13 protein-coding genes and 2 pseudogenes are annotated in these 20,075 nt (G+C 67.3%); 6 read left to right on the plus strand and 9 right to left on the minus strand.

Going from position 1 to position 20,075, the window contains the following annotated elements; translation table 11 throughout:
* Positions 1 to 170 precede the first annotated feature (170 nt).
* The 3 genes from IEZ15_RS32930 to IEZ15_RS32940 all read right to left on the minus strand — a co-directional run bounded on the left by IEZ15_RS32930 (position 171) and on the right by IEZ15_RS32940 (position 8,349).
* Positions 171 to 6,533 (minus strand): type I polyketide synthase, encoded by a 6,363-nt coding sequence (locus IEZ15_RS32930; RefSeq protein WP_268250456.1) that lies wholly within the window; start codon positions 6,531 to 6,533, stop codon positions 171 to 173.
* Between the two features lie 146 nt (positions 6,534 to 6,679).
* The gene (locus IEZ15_RS32935; RefSeq protein ID WP_189280631.1) at positions 6,680 to 8,014 is read right to left on the minus strand and encodes a beta-ketoacyl synthase N-terminal-like domain-containing protein; all 1,335 of its coding nucleotides are present in this window, start codon (positions 8,012 to 8,014) and stop codon (positions 6,680 to 6,682) included.
* A 125-nt stretch (positions 8,015 to 8,139) separates the two neighbouring features.
* Entirely contained in the window at positions 8,140 to 8,349 is a 210-nt protein-coding gene (locus tag IEZ15_RS32940; RefSeq protein WP_114248681.1) for a DUF5988 family protein, read from the minus strand.
* Positions 8,350 to 9,613: 1,264 nt separating this feature from the next.
* Here IEZ15_RS32940 and IEZ15_RS32945 point away from each other — a divergent pair.
* On the plus strand, positions 9,614 to 10,201 hold the full coding sequence (locus tag IEZ15_RS32945; protein WP_189280632.1) for an IPT/TIG domain-containing protein: 588 nt from the start codon (positions 9,614 to 9,616) through the stop codon (positions 10,199 to 10,201).
* Positions 10,202 to 10,617: 416 nt separating this feature from the next.
* On the opposite strand, the gene IEZ15_RS47305 is transcribed toward IEZ15_RS32945, so the two are convergent.
* From IEZ15_RS47305 to IEZ15_RS32965, 5 genes and pseudogenes are all read right to left on the minus strand, one after another.
* Positions 10,618 to 11,241 (minus strand): hypothetical protein, encoded by a 624-nt coding sequence (locus IEZ15_RS47305; protein WP_373302671.1) that lies wholly within the window; start codon positions 11,239 to 11,241, stop codon positions 10,618 to 10,620.
* Positions 11,242 to 11,422: 181 nt separating this feature from the next.
* The gene (locus tag IEZ15_RS47310; RefSeq protein WP_373302672.1) at positions 11,423 to 11,608 is read right to left on the minus strand and encodes a hypothetical protein; all 186 of its coding nucleotides are present in this window, start codon (positions 11,606 to 11,608) and stop codon (positions 11,423 to 11,425) included.
* A 257-nt stretch (positions 11,609 to 11,865) separates the two neighbouring features.
* A pseudogene (locus IEZ15_RS46525) lies at positions 11,866 to 11,982 on the minus strand (RICIN domain-containing protein); the annotation flags it as partial.
* Between the two features lie 15 nt (positions 11,983 to 11,997).
* Positions 11,998 to 12,786 carry an NAD-dependent epimerase/dehydratase family protein gene (locus IEZ15_RS32960; protein WP_229846254.1) on the minus strand — a complete coding sequence of 263 codons (789 nt, stop codon included), beginning with the start codon at positions 12,784 to 12,786 and terminating at the stop codon, positions 11,998 to 12,000.
* Between the two features lie 460 nt (positions 12,787 to 13,246).
* The gene (locus tag IEZ15_RS32965) at positions 13,247 to 13,747 is read right to left on the minus strand and encodes an ATP-binding protein (protein ID WP_189280634.1); all 501 of its coding nucleotides are present in this window, start codon (positions 13,745 to 13,747) and stop codon (positions 13,247 to 13,249) included.
* 1,854 nt (positions 13,748 to 15,601) lie between these two features.
* Between IEZ15_RS32965 and IEZ15_RS32970 the strand changes: the two genes are divergently transcribed.
* The 4 genes and pseudogenes from IEZ15_RS32970 to IEZ15_RS32985 all read left to right on the plus strand — a co-directional run bounded on the left by IEZ15_RS32970 (position 15,602) and on the right by IEZ15_RS32985 (position 19,083).
* The gene (locus tag IEZ15_RS32970) at positions 15,602 to 16,726 is read left to right on the plus strand and encodes a bifunctional DNA primase/polymerase (RefSeq protein WP_189280635.1); all 1,125 of its coding nucleotides are present in this window, start codon (positions 15,602 to 15,604) and stop codon (positions 16,724 to 16,726) included.
* Between the two features lie 142 nt (positions 16,727 to 16,868).
* On the plus strand, positions 16,869 to 18,263 hold the full coding sequence (locus tag IEZ15_RS32975; protein ID WP_189280651.1) for a DNA primase family protein: 1,395 nt from the start codon (positions 16,869 to 16,871) through the stop codon (positions 18,261 to 18,263).
* Positions 18,260 to 18,521, plus strand: a pseudogene (locus IEZ15_RS32980) (DUF6009 family protein); the annotation flags it as partial. The gene IEZ15_RS32975 and the pseudogene IEZ15_RS32980, both read left to right, overlap by 4 nt.
* A complete protein-coding gene (locus tag IEZ15_RS32985) occupies positions 18,505 to 19,083 on the plus strand; it encodes an HAD-IA family hydrolase (protein WP_229846256.1) in 579 nt (192 codons plus the stop codon). The pseudogene IEZ15_RS32980 and the gene IEZ15_RS32985, both read left to right, overlap by 17 nt.
* Here IEZ15_RS32985 and IEZ15_RS32990 read toward each other — a convergent pair.
* Positions 19,062 to 19,292, minus strand: coding sequence for a hypothetical protein (locus IEZ15_RS32990; RefSeq protein ID WP_189280636.1), 231 nt, complete (start codon positions 19,290 to 19,292; stop codon positions 19,062 to 19,064). The genes IEZ15_RS32985 and IEZ15_RS32990 overlap by 22 nt on opposite strands.
* A gap of 175 nt (positions 19,293 to 19,467) precedes the next feature.
* Here IEZ15_RS32990 and IEZ15_RS32995 point away from each other — a divergent pair, with 175 nt between their 5' ends.
* Positions 19,468 to 20,004, plus strand: a complete 537-nt coding sequence (locus IEZ15_RS32995; RefSeq protein WP_189280637.1) for an HAD domain-containing protein — start codon at positions 19,468 to 19,470, stop codon at positions 20,002 to 20,004.
* Positions 20,005 to 20,075: the final 71 nt, after the last annotated feature.

Raw genomic sequence — 20,075 nt, forward strand, 5'->3', positions numbered from 1 at the left:
GGGCCCGGACACGCTCGTGGTGCCGGAAGATGCGTCATTGATGTCACCCGCCGACGGCCGTGGGCCGCCTGGAGGAAAGCCTCACCGCCGGAGCCGGTGCCGGGCACCAGACAAGACACGGGGGCCATGTTCCCGGGTGGCCCCACGCCTCTTGAGATCCGGTTGCGCCATCACCTGCTCGAGGTCTGCTGATCGGTGCTCTGCAGTTTCAGACCCATGCACTCGGCAAGGCCTGCGGCCAGTGCCGACAGCGTCGGATGCTGCCAGACAAAGTTGCTGGCGAGCTCTACCCCGAGGCCGGATTCCAGACGGACCCGTAATTCCATGGACAGCAGTGAATCGAACCCCAGCGCCTTCAGAGGGACCTGCGGGTCAAGGGTGGTGCTGCCCAGCCGGAGAACTCCGCGAATGTGATCGGCCAAGTAGGTCTCGAGGGCCTCGCGCCGGGCGATGCCTGGCGCAAGGCCCTCAAGACGGCCCCGGATGTCGCGGGAGTCCTCCGGCTTGTCTGCCAGGTGTTCGTTGCCCGGCGCGAGAAGGCTGAAGAACGAGGACTGCCGTCCGGCGAAGGGGATCCAGGTGCTCGGCTCCCCGGGGATCACCCCGGTCTGGACGCGTCCGTGTGCCAGGAGCGAGTGGAGCGCCAGCAATCCCTTGTCGGTCGGGATCGTCTCGTAGCCCCGGCTGCTGAAGTCGGTTGCGACACCGGTCTCGCCCCACGGTCCCCAGTTGACGGCGAGCGTGGGCATGCCTGTGCGCGAGCGCCAGGCGGCGAAGGCGTCGAGCCAGGAGTTGGCGGCGGCGTACACACCCTGCCCGGGGTTGCCCAGCAACGAGGCCATGGAGGAGAAGACGACGAACCAGTCCAGTGTGTGGGCTGATGTCGCGTTGTGCAGTTGCCACGCGCCGGTGACCTTGGGGTTCCATACGTGCTTCAGCTGGGGGTCTCGGATATTGGTGATCGCGGCGTCCTCGAGGACCATGGCGCAGTGCATGACGCCGCGCAGGGGTGTCCCGTCTTCGGTGGCGGTGGACACCAGGCGTTCTGCGGTTCCCGGTTTGGCGATGTCGCTCAGTACGACAGTGATCCGGGTGCCGTCGGCGGACAACTCCCTGATCGTGCGCGCGGCGGCGAGGGAGGGAGGTGTGCGGCCGTTGAGAACGATGTGACTCGCGCCCTGCTCGGCCAGCCAGTGCGCGGTTGCCAGGCCGAGGCCGCGCAGGCCGCCGGTGACGATGTAAGCGCCGTCGGCGTGAACGACAGGCGGCCCCTCGGGAAGCACCGCAGTGGTCTCCCCTCGGTTCGGGATGGTCAGGACCAGCTTGCCGATGTGGCCGGCGCCGGCCATCAGACGGAAGGCGTCGGTGGCTTCGGCGAGCGGATACGTGGTGCAGAGCAGCGGCTTCAGACGACCTTCGGCGAACTCGGTGAGTACCTCACGCAGCACCGTCGTGAACATGTCCGGACGGCTCCGCTGGAGTTCGATGAGATCAACGGTGCTCAAGGTGATGTTGTGCCGGAACGGGGCCAGCCCAACAGGGGCGTCCGCCAGGATGTCACGCACTCCCAGTTCGACGAAGCGGCCGAAGGGCCGAAGCGTCTCCAGCCCTGCGCGGACTGCCGCTCCGGAGAGCGAGTTGAGGACGACATCCACACCCAGGCCGTGGGTGGCGTTGCGGGTCTGCTCGGCGAAGTCCAGGGACCGGGAGTCCATCACCCGGCTGATCCCGCTGCCCCGCAGGTATCGTCGCTTCTCTTCGTTGCCGGCTGTGGCCAGCACCTCGGCGCCGAGCAGCTTGGCGACGGCGACCGCCGCCAAGCCGGTGCCGCCACTGGCCGAATGGATCAGGACGCGTTCCCCCGCCCGCAGCCGGCCGACGTGGCGCAAGGCGTACCAGGCGGTGAGGAAGGCCGTGGGAACTCCCGCCGCGGAGACAGGATCGAGCCCGGCCGGAATCGGTGCGACCACGGTCGCCGGCACAGTGACGAACGAGGCGAAGGCGCCGCCTTCGAGGTGAACGGCGAGCACCGGGTCGCCGACACTCAGGTGCTCGACGCCGGGCCCGACTTCGGTCACCACACCTGCGCACTCGAAGCCGATCCGGTATCGGATGTCCTGCTCGCCGGGCAGGAGCCCCATGGCTGTGAGTACGTCGCGGAAGTTGAGGCCGGCTGCCCGGACGCACAGCTCCACCTCGCCCGGTCCTGGGGTCCGCCGCCCGGTCGCGGCGAGTTCCAGACTGCCGAGGTCCCCGAGCCGCCCCGCCCGGAGCCGGAATCCGTCCACCCCGTAGCGCATGGTGCGGGTGGCGGCCGTGACCTGTTCGGAGGCGGCAAGTGGGGCGCGGTCGAGCCGGGCGATGTACCGGGTGGCACCTCGTAGGGCGATCTCGTCCTCGTGGCTGTCGGCGAGCAGTTCCTCGGCCAGGCTCCGAAGACCTGGGCCGCCATGGTCCGTGTCCACCAGGGTGGCGCGCATGTGCGGGTGCTCGAACGCCAGGACGCGGATCACGCCGCGCAGGGCGCTTTGCTCGAGATCCACGCTCTCGTCGGCCGCTACCGCACGGGCGGCCCGGGTGACCGCGTACAGGCGAGGAGGGGTGGAATTGCGGGCGACTGCCTGGGCAGTGCCGAGGATTCGTCGGGCACGACGCTGGGCGCCCACGGTGGGATCGTCCGTGGTGGCGGGCGATGTGCCGCACAGCATCACCACGGCGCGCGCGGGGGTCGGGATGGCCTCCAGGTGTGTGCTGACGGATTCACCGAACGGTCCGAGCCGCTCATCTCCCAGCGGGGTGTCCCACACCTCTGCCTGAGCCCCGGCCTCGCGCAGGATGGCGGCCAGAGCCTCGGCGTCTCCCTGGCCCTCCCCGATGACGAGCCAGTTTCCGGGCGGGAGCTGCGACGTGACCTGTGGACGTGGGACCGGATGCCAACCGGCCTCCAGAAACCACTGGTCGGCATGGTCGGCCTTCCGCGGGCTTCGACGTGCAAACTTCACTCCGTCGACGGCCATAACCGGTTTGCCTGCTTCGTTCAGCAGACGGGCATGCCCCATGGCGCTGTCGGCCGTGGTCTCGACGATCCGCGCGTGGCAGTACACAGCGGTCGCGGGATCCCCCAGAATCCGTACCGCCTGCATGTGGACGGGGAGAATCAGCCCCTGGCCGGTGTCCTCGACGGGCCCTGCGACCAGGAGTTGCAGGCAGAGGTCAACAAGGACAGGGTGAACCCGCAAGGAGTGCTCTCCAGTCCGTGCGGGCTCCGGGACCTCCACCCGGGCCCAGAAGCTCTCTCGGCTGCGGGAGGCGTGCAGATCCGTGATTCCGGCGAACGCCGGACCGTGTTCCAGTCCCCGGGAACGAAGTCCTGCGTAGAGAGCCGCGGGATCGCTGGTTACCGAGTGCCTCCGGGCCAAGGTGGCGACGGACACGGTGCGGGTGCGCGAGGGCAGGGAGAGACGGCGCAGCACGGCGGAGGCGTACGTCACCCACCGGCCGTCATCACCGCGTCCGAAGATCTCGCACGTGGCGTGATCCGGGGCGGTCATCGTGACGGTCGTACTGAGATCGGTGTGCTCGGCCAGGCGCAGCATCTCCCGGAATGAGACGTCGGTGACTTCTACGTCTGCGGGGGCGGAGCCGAACACCTCGCAGGCAGTGGTCAGTGCGATGGCATAGTGGGCGGCGCCGGGCATTACGGGGGTGCCGTGCACTCGGTGGTCGGTCAGCCAGGGCAGCGCCGTGGTTCCGGCGTCCCCCTGCCAGCAGTGGCGTACCCGTTCGCCGGGTACCTCGGTGTGACTGCCCGGCAGGGCGACGGCCGAGCGCGCGGCGCTCCGCTCCGCAGGGCCGGCCGGCCGGGCGGCATCCACCCAGTGGCGCTTGCGGTCGAAGGCGATGGTGGGGACGTCCGCGAGGTCGGCCTGCGCGTACATCGGCAACCAGTCGACGTTCACACCCGCGCAGTGCAAAGCTGCGAGCTGGGTGCGGAACGTAGTGGGCTCGTCCTCTCCGCGGCGCAGCGTGGGCAGCACGACCGGTTCGCCGGCCAGGTCTTCCAGGCTCTCCGCGACGGCGTGTGTGACCACTGGGTGCGGGGAGACCTCGACGTACACCAGGTTGCGGTCCGCGGCGGCCGCGGCCACCGCCGGGGAGAAGCGGACCGGGTTGCGCAGGTTGGCGCACCAGTAGTCGGCGTCGAAGGCCGGCACCTCGTGCGGGTCCTTCAGCACGGTGGAGTAGAAGGGGATCTTGGGGCGCTGAGGAGTCAGGTCACAGAGGGTGGTGAGAAGTTCGGCGAGCAGCGGGTCCACTTGCGGGCTGTGGGAGGCGACATCCACCGCAACGGTCATTGCCGGGATACCACGGTCCTTCCAGTCGGCGACGATCCTTGCCACCTGAGTGGTGTCGCCCGCCACGACGGTGGAGTTCGGCGCGGCAAGGACCGCTACGGAGACGGACTCGGCGCCGTGGGCGGCGAGCTCGGCCTCCACCGCGGCGCGGTCCAGTCCTACGGTTGCCATGGCACCGGCTCCCGCGATCCGGGTGAGCAGCGCGGAGCGTCGGCAGATCACCCTGGCGCCGTCCTTCAGCGACAGTGCCCCGGCTACGACAGCGGCCGCGACTTCTCCCATGGAGTGGCCGATGACACCGGCCGGCTCGACTCCGTGGGCGCGCCAGGTGGCGGCCAGCGCGATCTGCAGGGCGAACAGCACGGGCTGCACTCTGGAACATTCCGTCACCGGTTCACCCGCGCGTACCACGTCCAGTACGGAGAACGCGGCCTCGGCGGAGATGTGAGCGTCGACTTCGGCCAGGGCCGCTGCGAAGGCCGGTTCCTGCTGCAGCAGTCCGCGTCCCATGCCCGGCCACTGCGAGCCCTGCCCGGAGAATACCCATACCGGCTGCCGGGAGACGGTGACACTCGTCGGCCCCGACACCACGGCCGGGTGGACCCGGCCCGCCGCGAAAGACCTCAGTGCGCCGACCGCGTCGCGCGTCGAACGGGCCACGACTCCGAGACGTCCCCGCCCTGCGCTGCGTCGCAGGGCCAAGGTGTGTGCGACGTCGCGCAACGGTACCTTCGCGCCGTCGCCCTCCAGCCAGTCGGCCAGCCGCAGTGCCGCAGTCGGCAGTACGGCGGGTGACCCGGCCGGAACCAGGACCACTTCGGGTGCGGCTTGAGACGTCTGCCGTCGGCGTGGCAGGGCCGTTCGGCTGTCCAGTGGCGGTTGTTCCAGGATTACGTGGGCGTTGGTACCGGAGAATCCGAAGGAGGAGACGGCGGCCAGCCTCGTCGGCGCCTGTACGGGCCACTGGGTCAGCTCGGTGGGCACGAAGAAGCGGGTCTTCTCCGCGGCGATGGCCGGATTCCAGCGCGTGAAGTTCACGTTGGGTGGGATGAGCCCGTGCTGGAGGCACAGAACCGTCTTGATCAGTCCGGTGACCCCGGCGGCAGGCTCCAGGTGGCCGAGGTTGGTCTTGACCGATCCCAGAGCGCACCGGCCGTGGCCGTTTCCGTACACCTGCGCCAGGCTGGTGAACTCGATCGGGTCACCGACCGGGGTTCCTGTTCCGTGAGCCTCGATCATCCCCATGTCCTGCGGGTCGATCCCGGCGTTTGTGAGTGCCTGCTGAAACAGGGCCTGCTGGGCAGTGGGAGAAGGGGCGGCCAGGCCGTCGGACCGGCCGTCCTGGTTCACGGCGGAACCGCGGACGACGGCGAGGATGCGATCGCCGTCCCGTTCGGCGTCGGCCAGGCGTTTGAGCACGACGGCGCCGCAGCCTTCACCGCGGACGAAGCCGTCCGCGGCAGCGTCGAAGGTGTGGCAGCGTCCCGTGGGCGACAGCATTCCCATGCGGGCGAAGGACAGGGTTGTCCTGGGTCGGAGCATGAGCGTGACGCCGGCGGCGAGGGCGAGATCGCATTCGTTCTGAAGCAGCGCCCGGCAGGCCAGGTGGAAGGCGACGAGCGAGGACGAGCAGGCCGTGTCGAGTGACACGCAGGGGCCGTGCAGGCCCAGGAGGTAGGAGATACGGCCTGCGGCGACGCAGTGTCCGTTCGTCAGGATGGAGCCCTCGAGTTCCTGGGGCTGCCCCGCGAGCTGATCCATGTAGTCGTTGTAGCTGAGACCGGCGAAGACCCCCGTCGGCGAGCCGGTCAATCGATCCGGTGGCAATCCGGCGTGTTCCAACGCCTCCCAGGCCACTTCCAGCAGCAACCGGTGCTGGGGATCGAGTACGTCCGCCTCGCGGCCTGAGACCCCGAAGAAGTCCGCGTCGAAACCTGACACGTCGTTCAGGTACCCGCCCTGCTGAGGAGGTGTGGGCCCGCCGGGGGTTCGTTCGGTGTCGGCTTGCGACCAGAGTGCGTCGCGTCCCGGCGGCGGACTCCCGACCGCCTCTTGCCCCGTGGCGAGCAGCCGCCACAGGGCCGCGGGAGAGTCGATGTCGCCAGGAAGCCTGCAGCCCATGCCGATCACAGCGATGGAGTCCGTTGCCTTGTTGGAGGGATGCCTGTGTCGGCCCACGAGGGTTCTCCTTGTCGATCAGTCGATTGACTGCGCAGGGAAGCGGGAAGCTTCCTGCTCTGCTGACGGCTCATCCGGGGTCGCGACGCAGACGGCCAGGGGGCGGACCGCGCGCCGGAAGGGGCTGAGGGTTACCGGGGCGGACCTCAGGCGTCGGGGCTTCCCAGGAGGATCGCGCTCTTCACCCCGCCGACCTGGTAGTTGAAACTCAGCGCGTAGTCGAAGTCGAGAGGCCGGGTACGCACGCCGGGGACCGGGTCGAAGGTGAGGTTGTCCGCCGGCTGCTCGCAGTTCGCGGTGGGACACACCTCGCCGCGCTCCATCATGAGCAGTGTCAGAGCAACGCCGAGACAGCCCGCCGGCGCGCCATTGTGGCCGAAGCAGCCTTCCTGAGACGTCATCAGCAGGCTCTGTGCGGCGGATCCGTACAGTTCCTTGATCGCGTTCGCCTCGAAGGCGGTGACCACCACGTTGCCGTCGCTGCCGCCGTGGACGTAGGGCACCTGGCTGATCTCCCAGCGGTCTCCGAGACATCGGCGGACGGCGGACACCAGCTCGCTGCCCGTCTCGTCGGAGGCCAGAGGATTGGTCAGCCCGTCGCGGGTCGTGGCCTGGGCAAGCACCTGACCGTACAGGTGGGCCCCGCGCCGGGACGCGTGCTCGCGGCTCTCCATGATGACCGTCGCCGATCCCTCGCCGTGGTTGATGCAGTCGGCACGCCGGTCGTACGGGCGCATGAGGGAGTCGAAGGACGGCAGAAGCGCGGGCATGTCGTCGGACCGGATGATTTCGTACGTCTTCTGCGCGCCCTGCAGCAGGCGCTGGATGTTACGGATCAGTTTGACGCTGAAGATGTCGACGCCGGTCACAACGGCGACGTCGACCTCGCCGTCCGCGATCAGGCGTCGGGCGTTGCCGATCTGCACCGCGGATGACGCGCAGCCGCACGAGACCGTGAAGTTGGGGCCTTTCGATCGAGACAGTGCGCCTTGGACCAGGGCGACGTCGGAAGGAGTGACGGCCTGTTCCGCCGCGACGAACAATTCCATCGCCTCCGTCACGCGAATGGTCTCGGGGTCGGCTCGCAGCACGGCGAGGTAGCTGTCGATGTTCGCGTCGACGCCGCCGCGTCCGGCCAGGATCGCCGCGTGGGCCAAGTCGCCCGAGAGGGGGTCCAGTTCAGCGTCCGAGCATGCCTCCACCATGGACACCAGGCCGAACCGGTGCGCTGCGGTGTAGTGGCGTGAGAAGAACGGCGCGACATCGGGGAGGCGTTCGTCGAACATCGCGTCCGAGAGGTCTACGGAGCCGTAGTAGGCATTGCTCTGCATGAGGCAGGTGGCCCCTCGGGAGGCGATGTTCCACAGGTCGTCCGCGGTGAAGACGGGTCGCCCGTCACCGGGAAGGCAGAACCCGATACCGGTGACCACGGCGTCCCGCGCGTACCGGCAGCCGCCCGCGATAGGTGCCGTCCCGCTCATGACACACCTACGTGCAACAGAGAAGTCGTCATTTTGATCCCCTCCGGATCGGTTGGCAGCACCCGCGCGTAAGCGGCTGCGTGCTGTTGGAAAAGAGATTCCGCAACGAAAGATTCGCGCAGGATCTATTCGGCAATGTATGTGCGGTAGATCCAGCGGTAGACCGGCAGTAGTTCGCCATCGAGTTCGGCATAGTGATCCGCGAACTCGAAATGCTCATAACCGTTCCAGTGGGGAACCGTCACTCTTGTTTCACTGTCCAGTGATCTCACTTCCCAGGTCGACGGAGAGCCCTCCGGTCCACCGCTGAGCATCACGCGAATCGATTGAGGCATAGCGCTCTCCAGTCTGGGGAATCAGCGCTGAGTGATCAGCAAATGCGTTGGTTCGATTACTTTCCGCCACGCCGCCTCGAGTGCAGCCGGAAATGTTTCCACCACAGGACGGTGAGTGTCACGAAGCCGCGCAGCTGGTCCAGGAATCCCATGCGCGGCGCGTCACCCTCCAGGACGCGGTGGCCGGATCGGAGGCGGCGCGGGCGGTATCGGCGGCCGGCCTCGCGTACGAAGCGACGAGGCGGCCGTCGGGATCGCGGCCGGTCCCGACGGCAGGAGGCGGACCCTGATGGGGGATTGGACAGCACAGATAGCTCGCATGATGCCCCTTGGCGAGGTGATGCGAGCCGCTCTTCCTTGCCGAGGGGCGCTCATTGCGACGAACGATCCCGATGCTGCTCACAACTGGCCGGCCAGTTCTGCGGCGGATCGTCGGTTGCCGCGCTCCCCGGAGAGGAGGGCAGCCCACCGGTTGGATTCAAAACGGTTATCCCATGGGGCTGAATAATCTCGCAACGAAACCGCCTGCAGTTCACCCGTATGGCGTAATTCGCTGAACGGTGGATGCCATCTTTTCGATGGGATCTCCCAATCCGGTCCCACCGGATCGCGAAGTCGCATTCGCGACGGTTTGCCGCCGGGATATCACGGCCGAAAAGACATGATGCACATCCTGGAAATATCCGATGGTGGCTGGCTGCGGTGAAGTGATCTTGGCGTGATTGCTGCGATCGCGGCGGCAGTGTCCGGCAGTTGGCCACCGTTCTCGGAGCGCATTTCGGGCTGGGCCAATCGGGTGACTGATTGGCGCAGGGGTTGATGGCGGTTCGTTCATTGGGGTTACTGAAGTCGTTGAACCGGTGGGCCGCCCATCCCTCTCCGGGAAGTTCGGCAATTGGCCCGCCCGTTTCGGCCCTTCCTGCTGGCAGGGCTCCGGCGAGCTGAGCCAATGCATGGCTGCTCCGGAGAGACACCGGCCGGTGGGTGCTCCCGACATCGGCTGGTGAAGCGGCCCGCCGTGCTTGAGACCGGGCAGTGGTGCGTACGTCGCGGCTGATGGCCGTCGGCCCCGGTCGCCGTCGGGTCCGCCCCCGTCCCGAGCGGACTCATCGCCGCAAGCCACTGCCCGGTCGCCTTCCCCGGAGCCGCGGGCCGTTCTTCCTCTCACCCCTGACCCCGCGTCGGGCATGAGGGAAGCCTGCCGTCGATCTCGGCCAATCCCTGTGCGGACCGCAACGGTCCGCCTGTCGTAGGAGGAACCGTCATGTCCACAAACACAACCTCGACCGACCAGTCGCGGTCGGCCGCCCAACTGCCCTTCCCCTTCGGTCCGCTGCTCCTGGCGGTCCTGCCCAACTCCGGACCGGTCGCCGGCGGCAATACGGTTCAGCTCCTCGGAGTGGGCCTCAGCGGCGCCACCAGCGTCCTGTTCGGTACCACGCCAGCCACCATCGTCTCCCAGGACGTGCTGGGGCTCACTGCCACGATCGTGGTCCCGGCGAACGCCGCCGCAGGCATGGTGCCGGTCACCATCACCACCGGCGGTGGCACGAGCAACTCGGTGTCCTACACCTACGTGGACCCGTCCACGCCTGCTCCTCCCACCGCCACCAGCATCACTCCGGCCTCGGGCCCGGTTGCAGGCGGTATCCCGTTCGTGATCGCCGGTACCAACCTGAACGGTGGCACTGTCACCGTCAACGGAGTTCCGGCCACCGTGCTGGGCAGTGACCCCACCGGGATCCTGCTGTTCGGGATCATCCCGGCCGGCACCGCCGCGGGCAACGTCCCGGTCGTGGTCACGACCGGGGCCGGCACCGCCACCGTCCCGGGCGGATACACCTACATCTGACATCCCCCTCACCGGCTCTCACCTGCCACGTCGTCAAGCCGACTGACCAGGGCCGAACAACGCCGGTCTGCGAGTTCCTTGCGCAGGCCGGCGCTGTTCGGAATCAGGGACGGCCGGGGGCCGAGACTGGTGAAATCGCGTGCCGCACATTCGCGAAATCGCAGATGAGGACCCGGGTCGGCTCACTGTGAGTGATTGCCTGACTTGAGTCTTGTCTCGACGCTTGCCGTTTCGGGCAGAGAAGACGTGGTGCCTGTTCAGCACGTCCACCTCGCGATCGGATTGGCCCTGGCGGGTCAGCTGCCCCGCCTGACTGTGAGTGTTCGGTACGTCGCCGGCTGCAGGTCAATCGCGCGACGGTGCCGAAACCCTGGTGGATATCTTGGTTTTACGCTTCGACGGCTGCATGCACCATGTCACTGCATGTTCTGCAGATGCGGGTGGTGGTAGGAAGCTGTGCACACGTACAGCTGCAGGCTGTAGCCGCGGCCGATGTTGAGCTGCGTGGCATTGGCGGGGCCGAGGAAATGTAGGCCGGTGTAGCCGGCATCCTCGACCGGTCGCCAGCTCCCGCTGCCGCCGTCCCATTCGCTGCCGTCGATGGTAAGTAGCGGCCGAACGCCCGAGCCGCACTCGGGGCAGACCATGGGGAAGGGGTCGGAGAAGCTCCACGGAGCGTGGCCGCCGACCTTGCAGCCGGGGGCTACGCCGAGGTCGTACTGGTAGTAGAAGTCGTGCTGGTCCTCCCAGGCCTCGATCCGCTCCGCCAGCTCCTCGCGCAGCTCGTGCGGGGCCGGGTATTCGGTGACCGTCTCGGGGTGCAGCACGCACGGTTCGGGCAGGTAGCCGTTGTTGCCGATCACCGATGGCTGCGGGGCGGCGCCGAGCGGGTCGGCGATGTCGGCGGCGGTTCGCCAGCGCAGTTCGGTCCGGGGCAGGTAGTCCTCGTCGTGGTCGAACGGGCACCACAGCAGCTGCAGCAGATCAGCGCCGTCCGGCCGCGGTAGATCGGGCACGTCCGCGGCGTAGAGCTGGGCCACCGGCACCATCGGGACCGGGCCGTCCAGGGGGATCCGCGAGCCTTTGCTGATGCGGTCGACCGTCGCCCGTTCTTCTGGGCTCAGCAGGTCGGCGCCTTCCTCCTTGGGCCGGCGCCATGCTGCGGCGAGAACCCGTCGCCGCAGCCGTATGTCCTCGGGCGCGACGCCACGCTGCCAGGGGCTACCGTGGTCCGGGCAGGTGGGCCAGGGTTCCCGTGCCGGCCACAGCAGTGGCGCCGATCGAACTGTCCACGGTTGCCGGGACGCCGGCGCGAGGGTGCAGCCGTACGGCATTGCGGGCCAGTGGTGCGAGCTCGGGGAAGTACACGGTGACGTCGACGGGGCGGGGCGGAGTGGTACGGAGCATGCACGAGAGGGTAAGCCCCACCGGGGCCCTCCCAGTACACGAGTCCGAGAGGGATACAACCCGCCATGTCGAGGTCAAGACCCAAGCCGAGCGATGTCCTGTAAATGACGTCGGCGGCTCGGCCGCTGTGCTGGAGATGTGGCCGACGCGCGGCACCGCGCAGCTGGTGAGGACGGCAGGGCATCGGCTGAGTCAGGTGCGCCCCGCCACGATCTCTTGGTGACGGCATGTGCATGAGCGTGCTTGAGAGTGTTGGTTCAGCCGCACCGGAAGCGCTGGTTGGTGCCCTCCACACAGTCCCACTGGACAAGTGCGGCGCCGTTTTTGGTGCTTGCGCCGTTGACTGACAGGCACTTGCCGCTGTTCACGGTTTGGAGCGTGTAGGCGCGTCAGGGGCGGATGTGTTTCAACGTGAACTCGGGCAGGGCATACGGGCCGGCCTGCGGAGCTTCGGGATCGGCAGGGACGTTGGCGTCGGTGATGTGCGACGCATGTGTTTCGGCGTTGTCGATGGGCGTGTAGGCCAGTTCGGACTGCGCGGGGAGTTCCCAGAAGCGGCGGGTGTTGGCAGAGACGGCATACACCGTGGCAAAACGCGTGGAGAGCGGGGCGATAAGCGCGGCGAGACAGAAGCCGACGGCATCGCGCGGGCTGAGCCATGTCGCCAGATGGCGCGACTCGGTGGGCGCCTCCTCGAAGCTGCCAATACGAAGGCAGATCACGGAAACATCGAACTTGTCCGCATACAGCCGCCCCAGAGCCTCGATAGCTGCCTTGCTCACCCCGTACAGCCCGTCAGGACGCACCGGCTCCTGTGGGCCTGTGTGATGGGCCGCGGGATAGAAACCGGTCACGCGGTTACTGCTGGCCAGTACGACCCGTGGAACCGCCGCGCGGCGAGCGGCTTCCAGGACATGGTGGGTGCCCAGCACGTTGGCTTCCAGGAGATGCTCAAGCGGTGCCTCGTCCGGCAGGCCGCCCAGGTGGAGCACGGCGTCCGCTTCCGCGAGCGCAGCCTCGACGGCGGCCGCGTCCCGAAGGTCGACGGTGTGGACCACCTCGTTCGCGGCCTCGACCTGGAGGGGTACGCGGTCGAGCAAGACCAGGCGGCCGACCTCGCCGCGCAACGCCCGGCGTACGACCGAGCCGATGTTTCCTGCTGCCCCGGTGACGACCACTGTTCCCAGCCTCACTGCACGCCTCCCCTGTTCGACCTCAACAACGCCTGATCCGAGCAGGCGGCAATCCTCTCATCGCTGGACGATCACCCTGAAGGCGTTTGGACAGCCCAACTCTGAGCGCTGTCGGAACCTTCAATGCTCGCCGGGGACGTATCGGCTGCAACCGATGAACCCGCTCAGCCTGCAAGACTACCTACGGACATCGGCACCCACCGCAAGGCGGCAGGACCTCCGCGATCCGCCGACTCGTCCTCCAGGCCCCGGCCCCGTGATCGCCAGGGCCCTCGGCCACCACGACAAGACCGCAACCCGGCCGGTCACCGAAGCCGGAGGCAACTGGAGTTGCTGGCGTAGGGAAGGTTCTGGAGAGAGCGGAGTTCACGATGGATCTCCCCGGCCGCCGGACAGGGGGCTCGGCGGACGGCGCCCCGGTCGCGGAACGACCTCTGGACGGATTTCACCCGGTAAGCGAGATCCGTGCCCAGAACGTGCGGCCGCCATCGGTCTCCAGCTGCGTTCCCAGTGCTTGGGCGGACTGCGCGACCACCACCAGACCTCGGCCGTATTCATTGGCGTTGCCGCCGCGGTGCGGGTGCGGGTCGGACGATGTTTCACCCTCGTCCTGGACTTCCACCAGAAGCCAGTCACCGTCCTTTTGCAGGCGGCCGGTGATCGAGATGCTGTTGGTGTGGACGATGGCGTTGGTCATCAGCTCGGAGATCACGAGTAAGGCCGCACACCGGACACCTTCGTCCGTTATGTCCGCGGAGTCCATCCACAAACGGGCCAGTTGGCGACAGACCGGCACCGCTCGCTCCAGTGTTGGCACGCGGAACGAGGCCAGTCGTCTACTTGGCCAACCGTCGGCCAGGGTCCGGGCCGACGCCGTTTTTGGCCATTGTTCAATCTCTTGGGGGGACAGTGCGATCTGCGCCCCCGACCAAGCAGTCGGCAGCATGGCTCTTCCTCTCGTCCTAGGCCTTGCTCAGGTGGGGTAGGGGTTTGCACTTCGGGACGGGACGCGGTCCGAGCCGCTGGCTGTGGGATTCCTGCCGTAGTGATGTGCTCGCCGGCCGGGGACAACCGTGCCGCGGGCCAAGTGGGCGGTTCGGTGGTGGGAAGCGGGGGTGCCGCCGCCGGCGCGGCGGACGTACGAAGGGTGAGCCAGGCCGCCCGCAGTCCCGTCTTTCCAGTGGAGTCGACCCCGACCCGGATCAGTCGCGGTCCATGGTTGCGACGCTCGGACCGGCACCGTTGAGATTGATTGCGTTGCCACCGGGCGGCAGCACATAAGTGAGATGAGCGGTGAACCCGCCGACAGGGATGGCGCCGGGCCCGTGAATCCGCAGAAGGCGGTCACGGTCACACGGACAGTGCCCGTGCCGCGTGGTGATACGGCCGCCAGGGCGGGATCGGGGGCGGAACGCCAGTCACCGAACGGGGTCCGTACGACGGCGTCCATCGGCCGCCCTGAGGGTGATTCGGTGCCGTGGTGTGCAGCAGACTCCGTGCTCCGGCGGGCCGGGCGTCGTACGGAGGAACAATCGTCAGGGAAGCTCGCATGGTGCCCCCAAAAGAGGTCACATGGGCCGCCGCGCCAGTCGGCACCGGCTACCGGCACCGACTGACGGATCCAAACCCCTCCCACGGGGGTGCCCATTGCGGCAGTCACGCCCAGCAGATCCCCAGGTCTTCACCTCACCTGGATAGCTACAAGACGAATGAACAGCCGCTCCCCCGGGGAGGGTGGGCGGCCCACCGGTTTGGATAGTGACAGTTATCCTCTTGGCCACATATGACAGCAACAAAGCTGACGGGCATTCACCCGAATGGCGCAGTTGTAGCAATATGCTCGTCACCCACATCGGACTGCTCGAAGACTCCCTGCGAAGTTCCACCATCAACCATCCGGGCGAAGTGGTTCATGCGCGTGGGCGGCCCGCGATGCCGTGAAATCGGTGCCACAAGGTTCAACTATGCGGCTTGGTGAATCGCTTCTTCTGATTCCCTTTCACAACCATCTGCAACGCCCGTTCTTGGCGTGATCCGTTCGGCGTGATCGCGCGTGGGAATTCGATGGGCGGTGGCACTACATGGCGGAGCCGTAAGGTGTCATGACATCGCGACCCTCTAGTTCTGTGCGCCGTGTACTTCGGCATCGTCACCGGCACCCATGGCTCGGCTGAAAACCGCACCGCCGCAGTCCGGATCACCCGCGACATCGCGAATCAGCCCGTCCACGGGTGTTGTGAGACGGGCCTGCCGTCTGCTGTGAGCAGGCATGTTGTGCAGCGACCCTGACTCCGGCCAGCACACTGCGCTGATCATTTGACCCTGAGTTACGGAATAGTGCAGCCTCGATGCTGCAGCAAATGAAGTGGCATGTCGGCGAGGGGATTGGTTATGGAGCTGATGCCGGATCGACAGGTTTCCTGTGGTGTCTTCACGTCGGGGTGAGTGAGATCGGGTGACGCTCACCAGCCACACCTGTATAACAATCAGCCGTTTCCACGCTGCACCTCCCGGTGTCTCGCCTGGATCCCTCTGGAGAGCATATTTATGCGGAAATGAAAATCCCTCCCACGGATAGGTGATCGAGCTTGGAACTTGCAGATGAGACAAGGGGTGTCTCCTTGTCGCCACCGCATCGATTCAGCCAGATAGTTCCTCGATTGGATATTGCTCCGTGCAGCCGGATGAACGTGAGGGCAACAGTCACTGGGCGGGCCCGGTGTGGGCCCCAGGCGTTTCGGCATATCTGCACTCCACCTATGTGGAATTTGAGTCGCTTCAGTCGCTGAAAGGAGTACGTATGGTTCCTGAGCTGCACCTATGTGACAGCAACTCAGGCGGGAGGGGAGCGTCTCAAGCGGCAACTCCGTGGTCTGACGCCTTGCCGATCGCGCTGTGGTGCGCCCGGCGGGGCCGGTCGGTGCACCCGCTGGCTGTCCGGCGCAAGACACCCCGGGCCAATTGCCACGACTGCCGAAAACCGGGCCACAGCTACCGCGAGTGCCCGTGTATCCGGGCCGGCCGTCGGTGTCACGGCTTCCACTTCGCGACGACCGATGCCACGTGTATCCGGGCATGGTGGGCGGAACGGCCCGGGTTCGGGGTAGGTGTCGCGTGCGGACCGGCTGGTCTGGCCGTCATCGACGTCGATGCCCACGAGACACCGCTGCCCGAGCGGGACCGGCAGCTGCCCGGCATCGCGATTCCCCATTCGGTGTCACTGCACGGACTCCAGCACGGATTTCACAGTCTCGTGCTCCTCGCGGTGCTGCGGGGTGCGGAAGACTCCGCCCAGGATGTGTCGACGCTGCGGGTGCGTACTCCGTCCGGAGGGCTGCGCATCCGGTACGTCGCTGGGCCGGGGTACACCTGGCGGTGTTCGGCGGGCTCAAGTCCGGGCCGGGCGCCGGCCTGGCAAGTGGATGTACGCGCCCACGGCAGTCACATTCTCGCGCCCGGGACAAGGGCAGCCGCCGGAACGTACCGGGCTCTCAAATCGATGCACCGCCCGGCACGACTGCCGGACCGGCTCGTCGTGGAGCTTGTCCGGAACGGCCACCGTCCTGTGCCACCTGCCCAGCGGGACCGCGCCACGCCTGTGCCGCAGCGTGCCCGGGAGGCTGTCCTGGCCGCAGATGGCGGCTTGAGCCTCGCGGAAGCGACCCTGGCCACCGTCCTGACCCCGGTCCTCGACTGCACCGCTGTGGCAGAAGGGGCAAGCTCCAGTGCCAGGCTCAACCGAGTCGCCCATACCGTGGGCGGTCCGGTCGGCACAGGCCGCCTGGCGGTGCACGATGCGGAAGCGGCCCTTGCGGCGGCCGCGGTTCAAGCGCGCCCGGGCCAGGAACGCCGAACACTGCGCATCATCCAGTCCGGGATGCTTGCGGGCAGCCGCCGTCCCCTCGATCTGGGAGACCGTGGGTGAATCACGCACCGAGCCACGACGACGGGCCGTTCGACCCTCAGACGGGCCGTTCGACCCTCAAGAGGTCGCGCGCCAGATTCTGCTCGGCTCGCCCGCCAACACCGTCCCGGCGCAGGCCACCAAGAGAGCTGTTCCGACGGTGATGCGGGCAACCGAGCACGGTCTGCTGCCCGACACTCTCAGTGACCGTGGCAACGCCAAGCTGTTCGTCGCCTTGTACGGGCGGGACTTCAGGCATGTGCCGGGCCTGGGCTGGTACCGATGGTCGGGCTATCGATGGGTGATCGACGAGGACGACACCGTACTGTGGGCGGCCGGTGAGATGGCCGAGAGGCTGGCGGAGACCGACCCGCACGGGCGGCACGGCGGGGCGGAGCTGCGCCGGCATCGCCGACGGGCTCTGGCTACGTCCGGAATGATGGCCATGCTGATGCAGGCCAAGGCCGCGCCGGGGATGGTTCTCAACGCTTCGCTGCTGAACGCGGAACCCTATGCGCTGTGCACGCCGGACGGGGTGGTCGACCTCCACACAGGTCTGGTCGCCGCGCCGGATCCGGAGACGCACTGGCACTCGCGTGCAACGAGCGTCGAAGCCCGGCCGATGGGAACACCGCGCTGGCAGCGGTTCCTCACCGACACGTTCGGCGACGACGCCGCCGGCCGTCAGATGATCGACTTCCTGCACGAGCTGCTGGGTTACTCGATCACCGGGGACGTCGGCGCGCAGGTCATGCCGTTCCTGTACGGACAGGGGAAGAACGGCAAGAGCGTTCTTCTGGACGTCATGGTCAAGCTCATGGGGGACTACGCGGATGCCGCCCCGCCCGGTTTCCTGATGGCGCGGTCTTTCGAAGGGCACCCCACCGATCTCGCCGAGTTGCATGGCCGACGCATCATCGTCTGCTCCGAACTCAAGCCCGGAGACCGCTTCGACGAGTCGCGCGTCAAGTTACTGACCGGCGGAGACCGGATCAAGGCCCGCAGGATGCGGCAGGACTTCTTCAGTTTCGCCCCCACCCATAAACTGTGGCTGCTCGGCAATCACCGCCCCGAGGTGGTCACCGGCGGCTACGCGTTCTGGAGCCGGATGAGGCTGATCCCGTTCGAGCGGATCGTCGCTGACGACCGGAAGGTCGAGAACCTCGCCGACGTCCTGGTCACCGAAGAAGGGCCCGGCATCCTGCACTGGCTCGTCACCGGCGCACGCCGCTATCTGAACGGCCCTCGCGACCTGACCGGCCCCCCGCAGGTACGCATCGCCACCTCCGCGTATGTGGAGACCGAAGACCACACGGGCCGGTTCCTGGGCGAGTGCTGCACAGCGGATCCTGCCCTGCGTGCGGAACAGACCCAGCTCTACAGCAGCTACCGGAACTGGTGCCGACTCAAGGGCGCCAACCCGATTTCCTCCCGGGCGTTCGCCGCACGTGTGCGTGAGACCGTCGGCATCGCCACACCCAAAGAGATGATCTTTTCAAACCAGCGCAAGTTCTACCCCGGAATCGGGCTGAACTCTGATTTTGGAGAGAAGGCATGAGCGTCCTCATCGAGCCCGGCCAACTTGCCCACGAGAACGCCCTCGTCTGGCTCGAGGACACCGGCGCGCTCGAGCATGTCCGCCAGGGTCTCGACCGGCTCCCCAGCCGCCGCGGAAAGCCCGCGTACCACCGCGACGGCCGTATGGTCGGCTATTCCGTACTCGGCCCCACCTCCCGCTCCTCACGCGCCTCAGGCACCTCCCTGCGTCGCGTCTTCTGGCTCCTGCCCCACGACCGGTGATGGGCAGCCCGACGGTCGCTGCAGCCTTTGAAGCCGAACTGACCGCTGTCGACGGCATCGCGGAGGCTTTGAACGGCCTCACCACACCGTCTGCGTCGCTTCGGACGGCGACCGCGACGGCGTCCAGGCGAAATCTGGAGATCGTCGCGTTGAGCGACCACTTCGCGGGGCGCATCATCAGCGCCGACGACGTCTCGACCGGCAAGCCTGCTCCCGATCTCTTCCTTCACACGGCCCGCTCCATGGGCGTGGACCCCGGGCGGCGCGTGGTGATCGAGGACAGCGCGTACGGAGTCCAGGCAGCCGGTGCCGCCGGAATGGGGGCCTCGGGCATTGCGGTGGTCTCATACCGGCCTCGCGGCTGGAACGGTCGGGCGCGACCGTGTTCGACGACATGCGCGAACTGCCCGGGCTGCTGGCGACCGCCACCCACTGAACATCTGCAGCGCCGCGCCCCCAACCGCCCGAAGGGCATCTCCATCGCGCAGAACAACAGCCACTCGGGCCACGCACCAGCTTGCCGCCGCACGGCCGGTCTGCGCCGTGGTGGTGGCCTTCACTGCTCGTTGAAGCGGTAGGTGGCGCGTTTGGGGTCCGTCCTCGCCAGGACGCCGACAGTGGCCAGACCGCGGAGGGGTTGCCGATCGGGGGCCTTCATCTCTGCCGGCCTCAGTCCGCGCATGCAGCCTCTTTGCAGGGCGCGCTTGAGGGCGGCGCTGTGTCCGCGGAGGATGACGTTCTTGTCGTCGCGGAGGTCGTCGGCGGGCACATAGCCGTCACCGGGCACTACCAGTTTGACGATGCGACGGGCGCGCTTGGGACTGTAGCGGGTCGATCCTCAGCCAGTCTGTCGGACCGTCAGGCCAGCAATGAGTCCGAGCTTGACGGGAGATCAGCCCCGGGCACGCGATCCGGGGCACGATAAGCTCACATATCAAGAGTTCTGTCGGGGGAGAGAGAACATGCCGAAGAACGGAGACTCACGCCCACTGCTCTTCCTGGATGTAGACGGCCCGCTGAACCCTTACGACGCTGCACCGCACAAGCGGCCTGAGGGGTACAGCACGCATCGCATGCGACCGACCGGCTGGGAGAACCCGTGGACAAAGCCCCTGCGGGTGTGGCTGAACCACGACCATGGTGCACAACTCCTCGCACTGCCCTACGAGTTGGTATGGGCAACCACTTGGCGGGCAGAGGCGAACGAGTGGATCGGTCCGCACCTTGGGCTGCCCGCATTGCCGTTCGTCGACTGGCCCGCGACACCGGAAACCAACGTGCGCCTGCACTGGAAGACTCGAGCACTGGTGCAGTACGCCGCTGGCCGCCCGTTCGCCTGGGTAGATGATGAACTCGGCCCCGAGGACCGGGAATGGCTCGCAGCTCACCATGACGCGCCCACGCTTCTGCACTGGATCAATCCACGTCTCGGTCTCCTGCCGGATGACTTCGCTGTCCTCACGAACTGGGCTACGGCTCTGCCCGAGGCCGCAGCGTGACCAGCACGCCCTCGACGGCCGACTGCCGACTGGTGCTTCCGTCCGCCTGCTTCTGACCGCCGAATACGACG

This window comes from Streptomyces atratus (genome assembly GCF_014648655.1).
In the GTDB taxonomy this organism is placed as follows: domain Bacteria; phylum Actinomycetota; class Actinomycetes; order Streptomycetales; family Streptomycetaceae; genus Streptomyces; species Streptomyces atratus.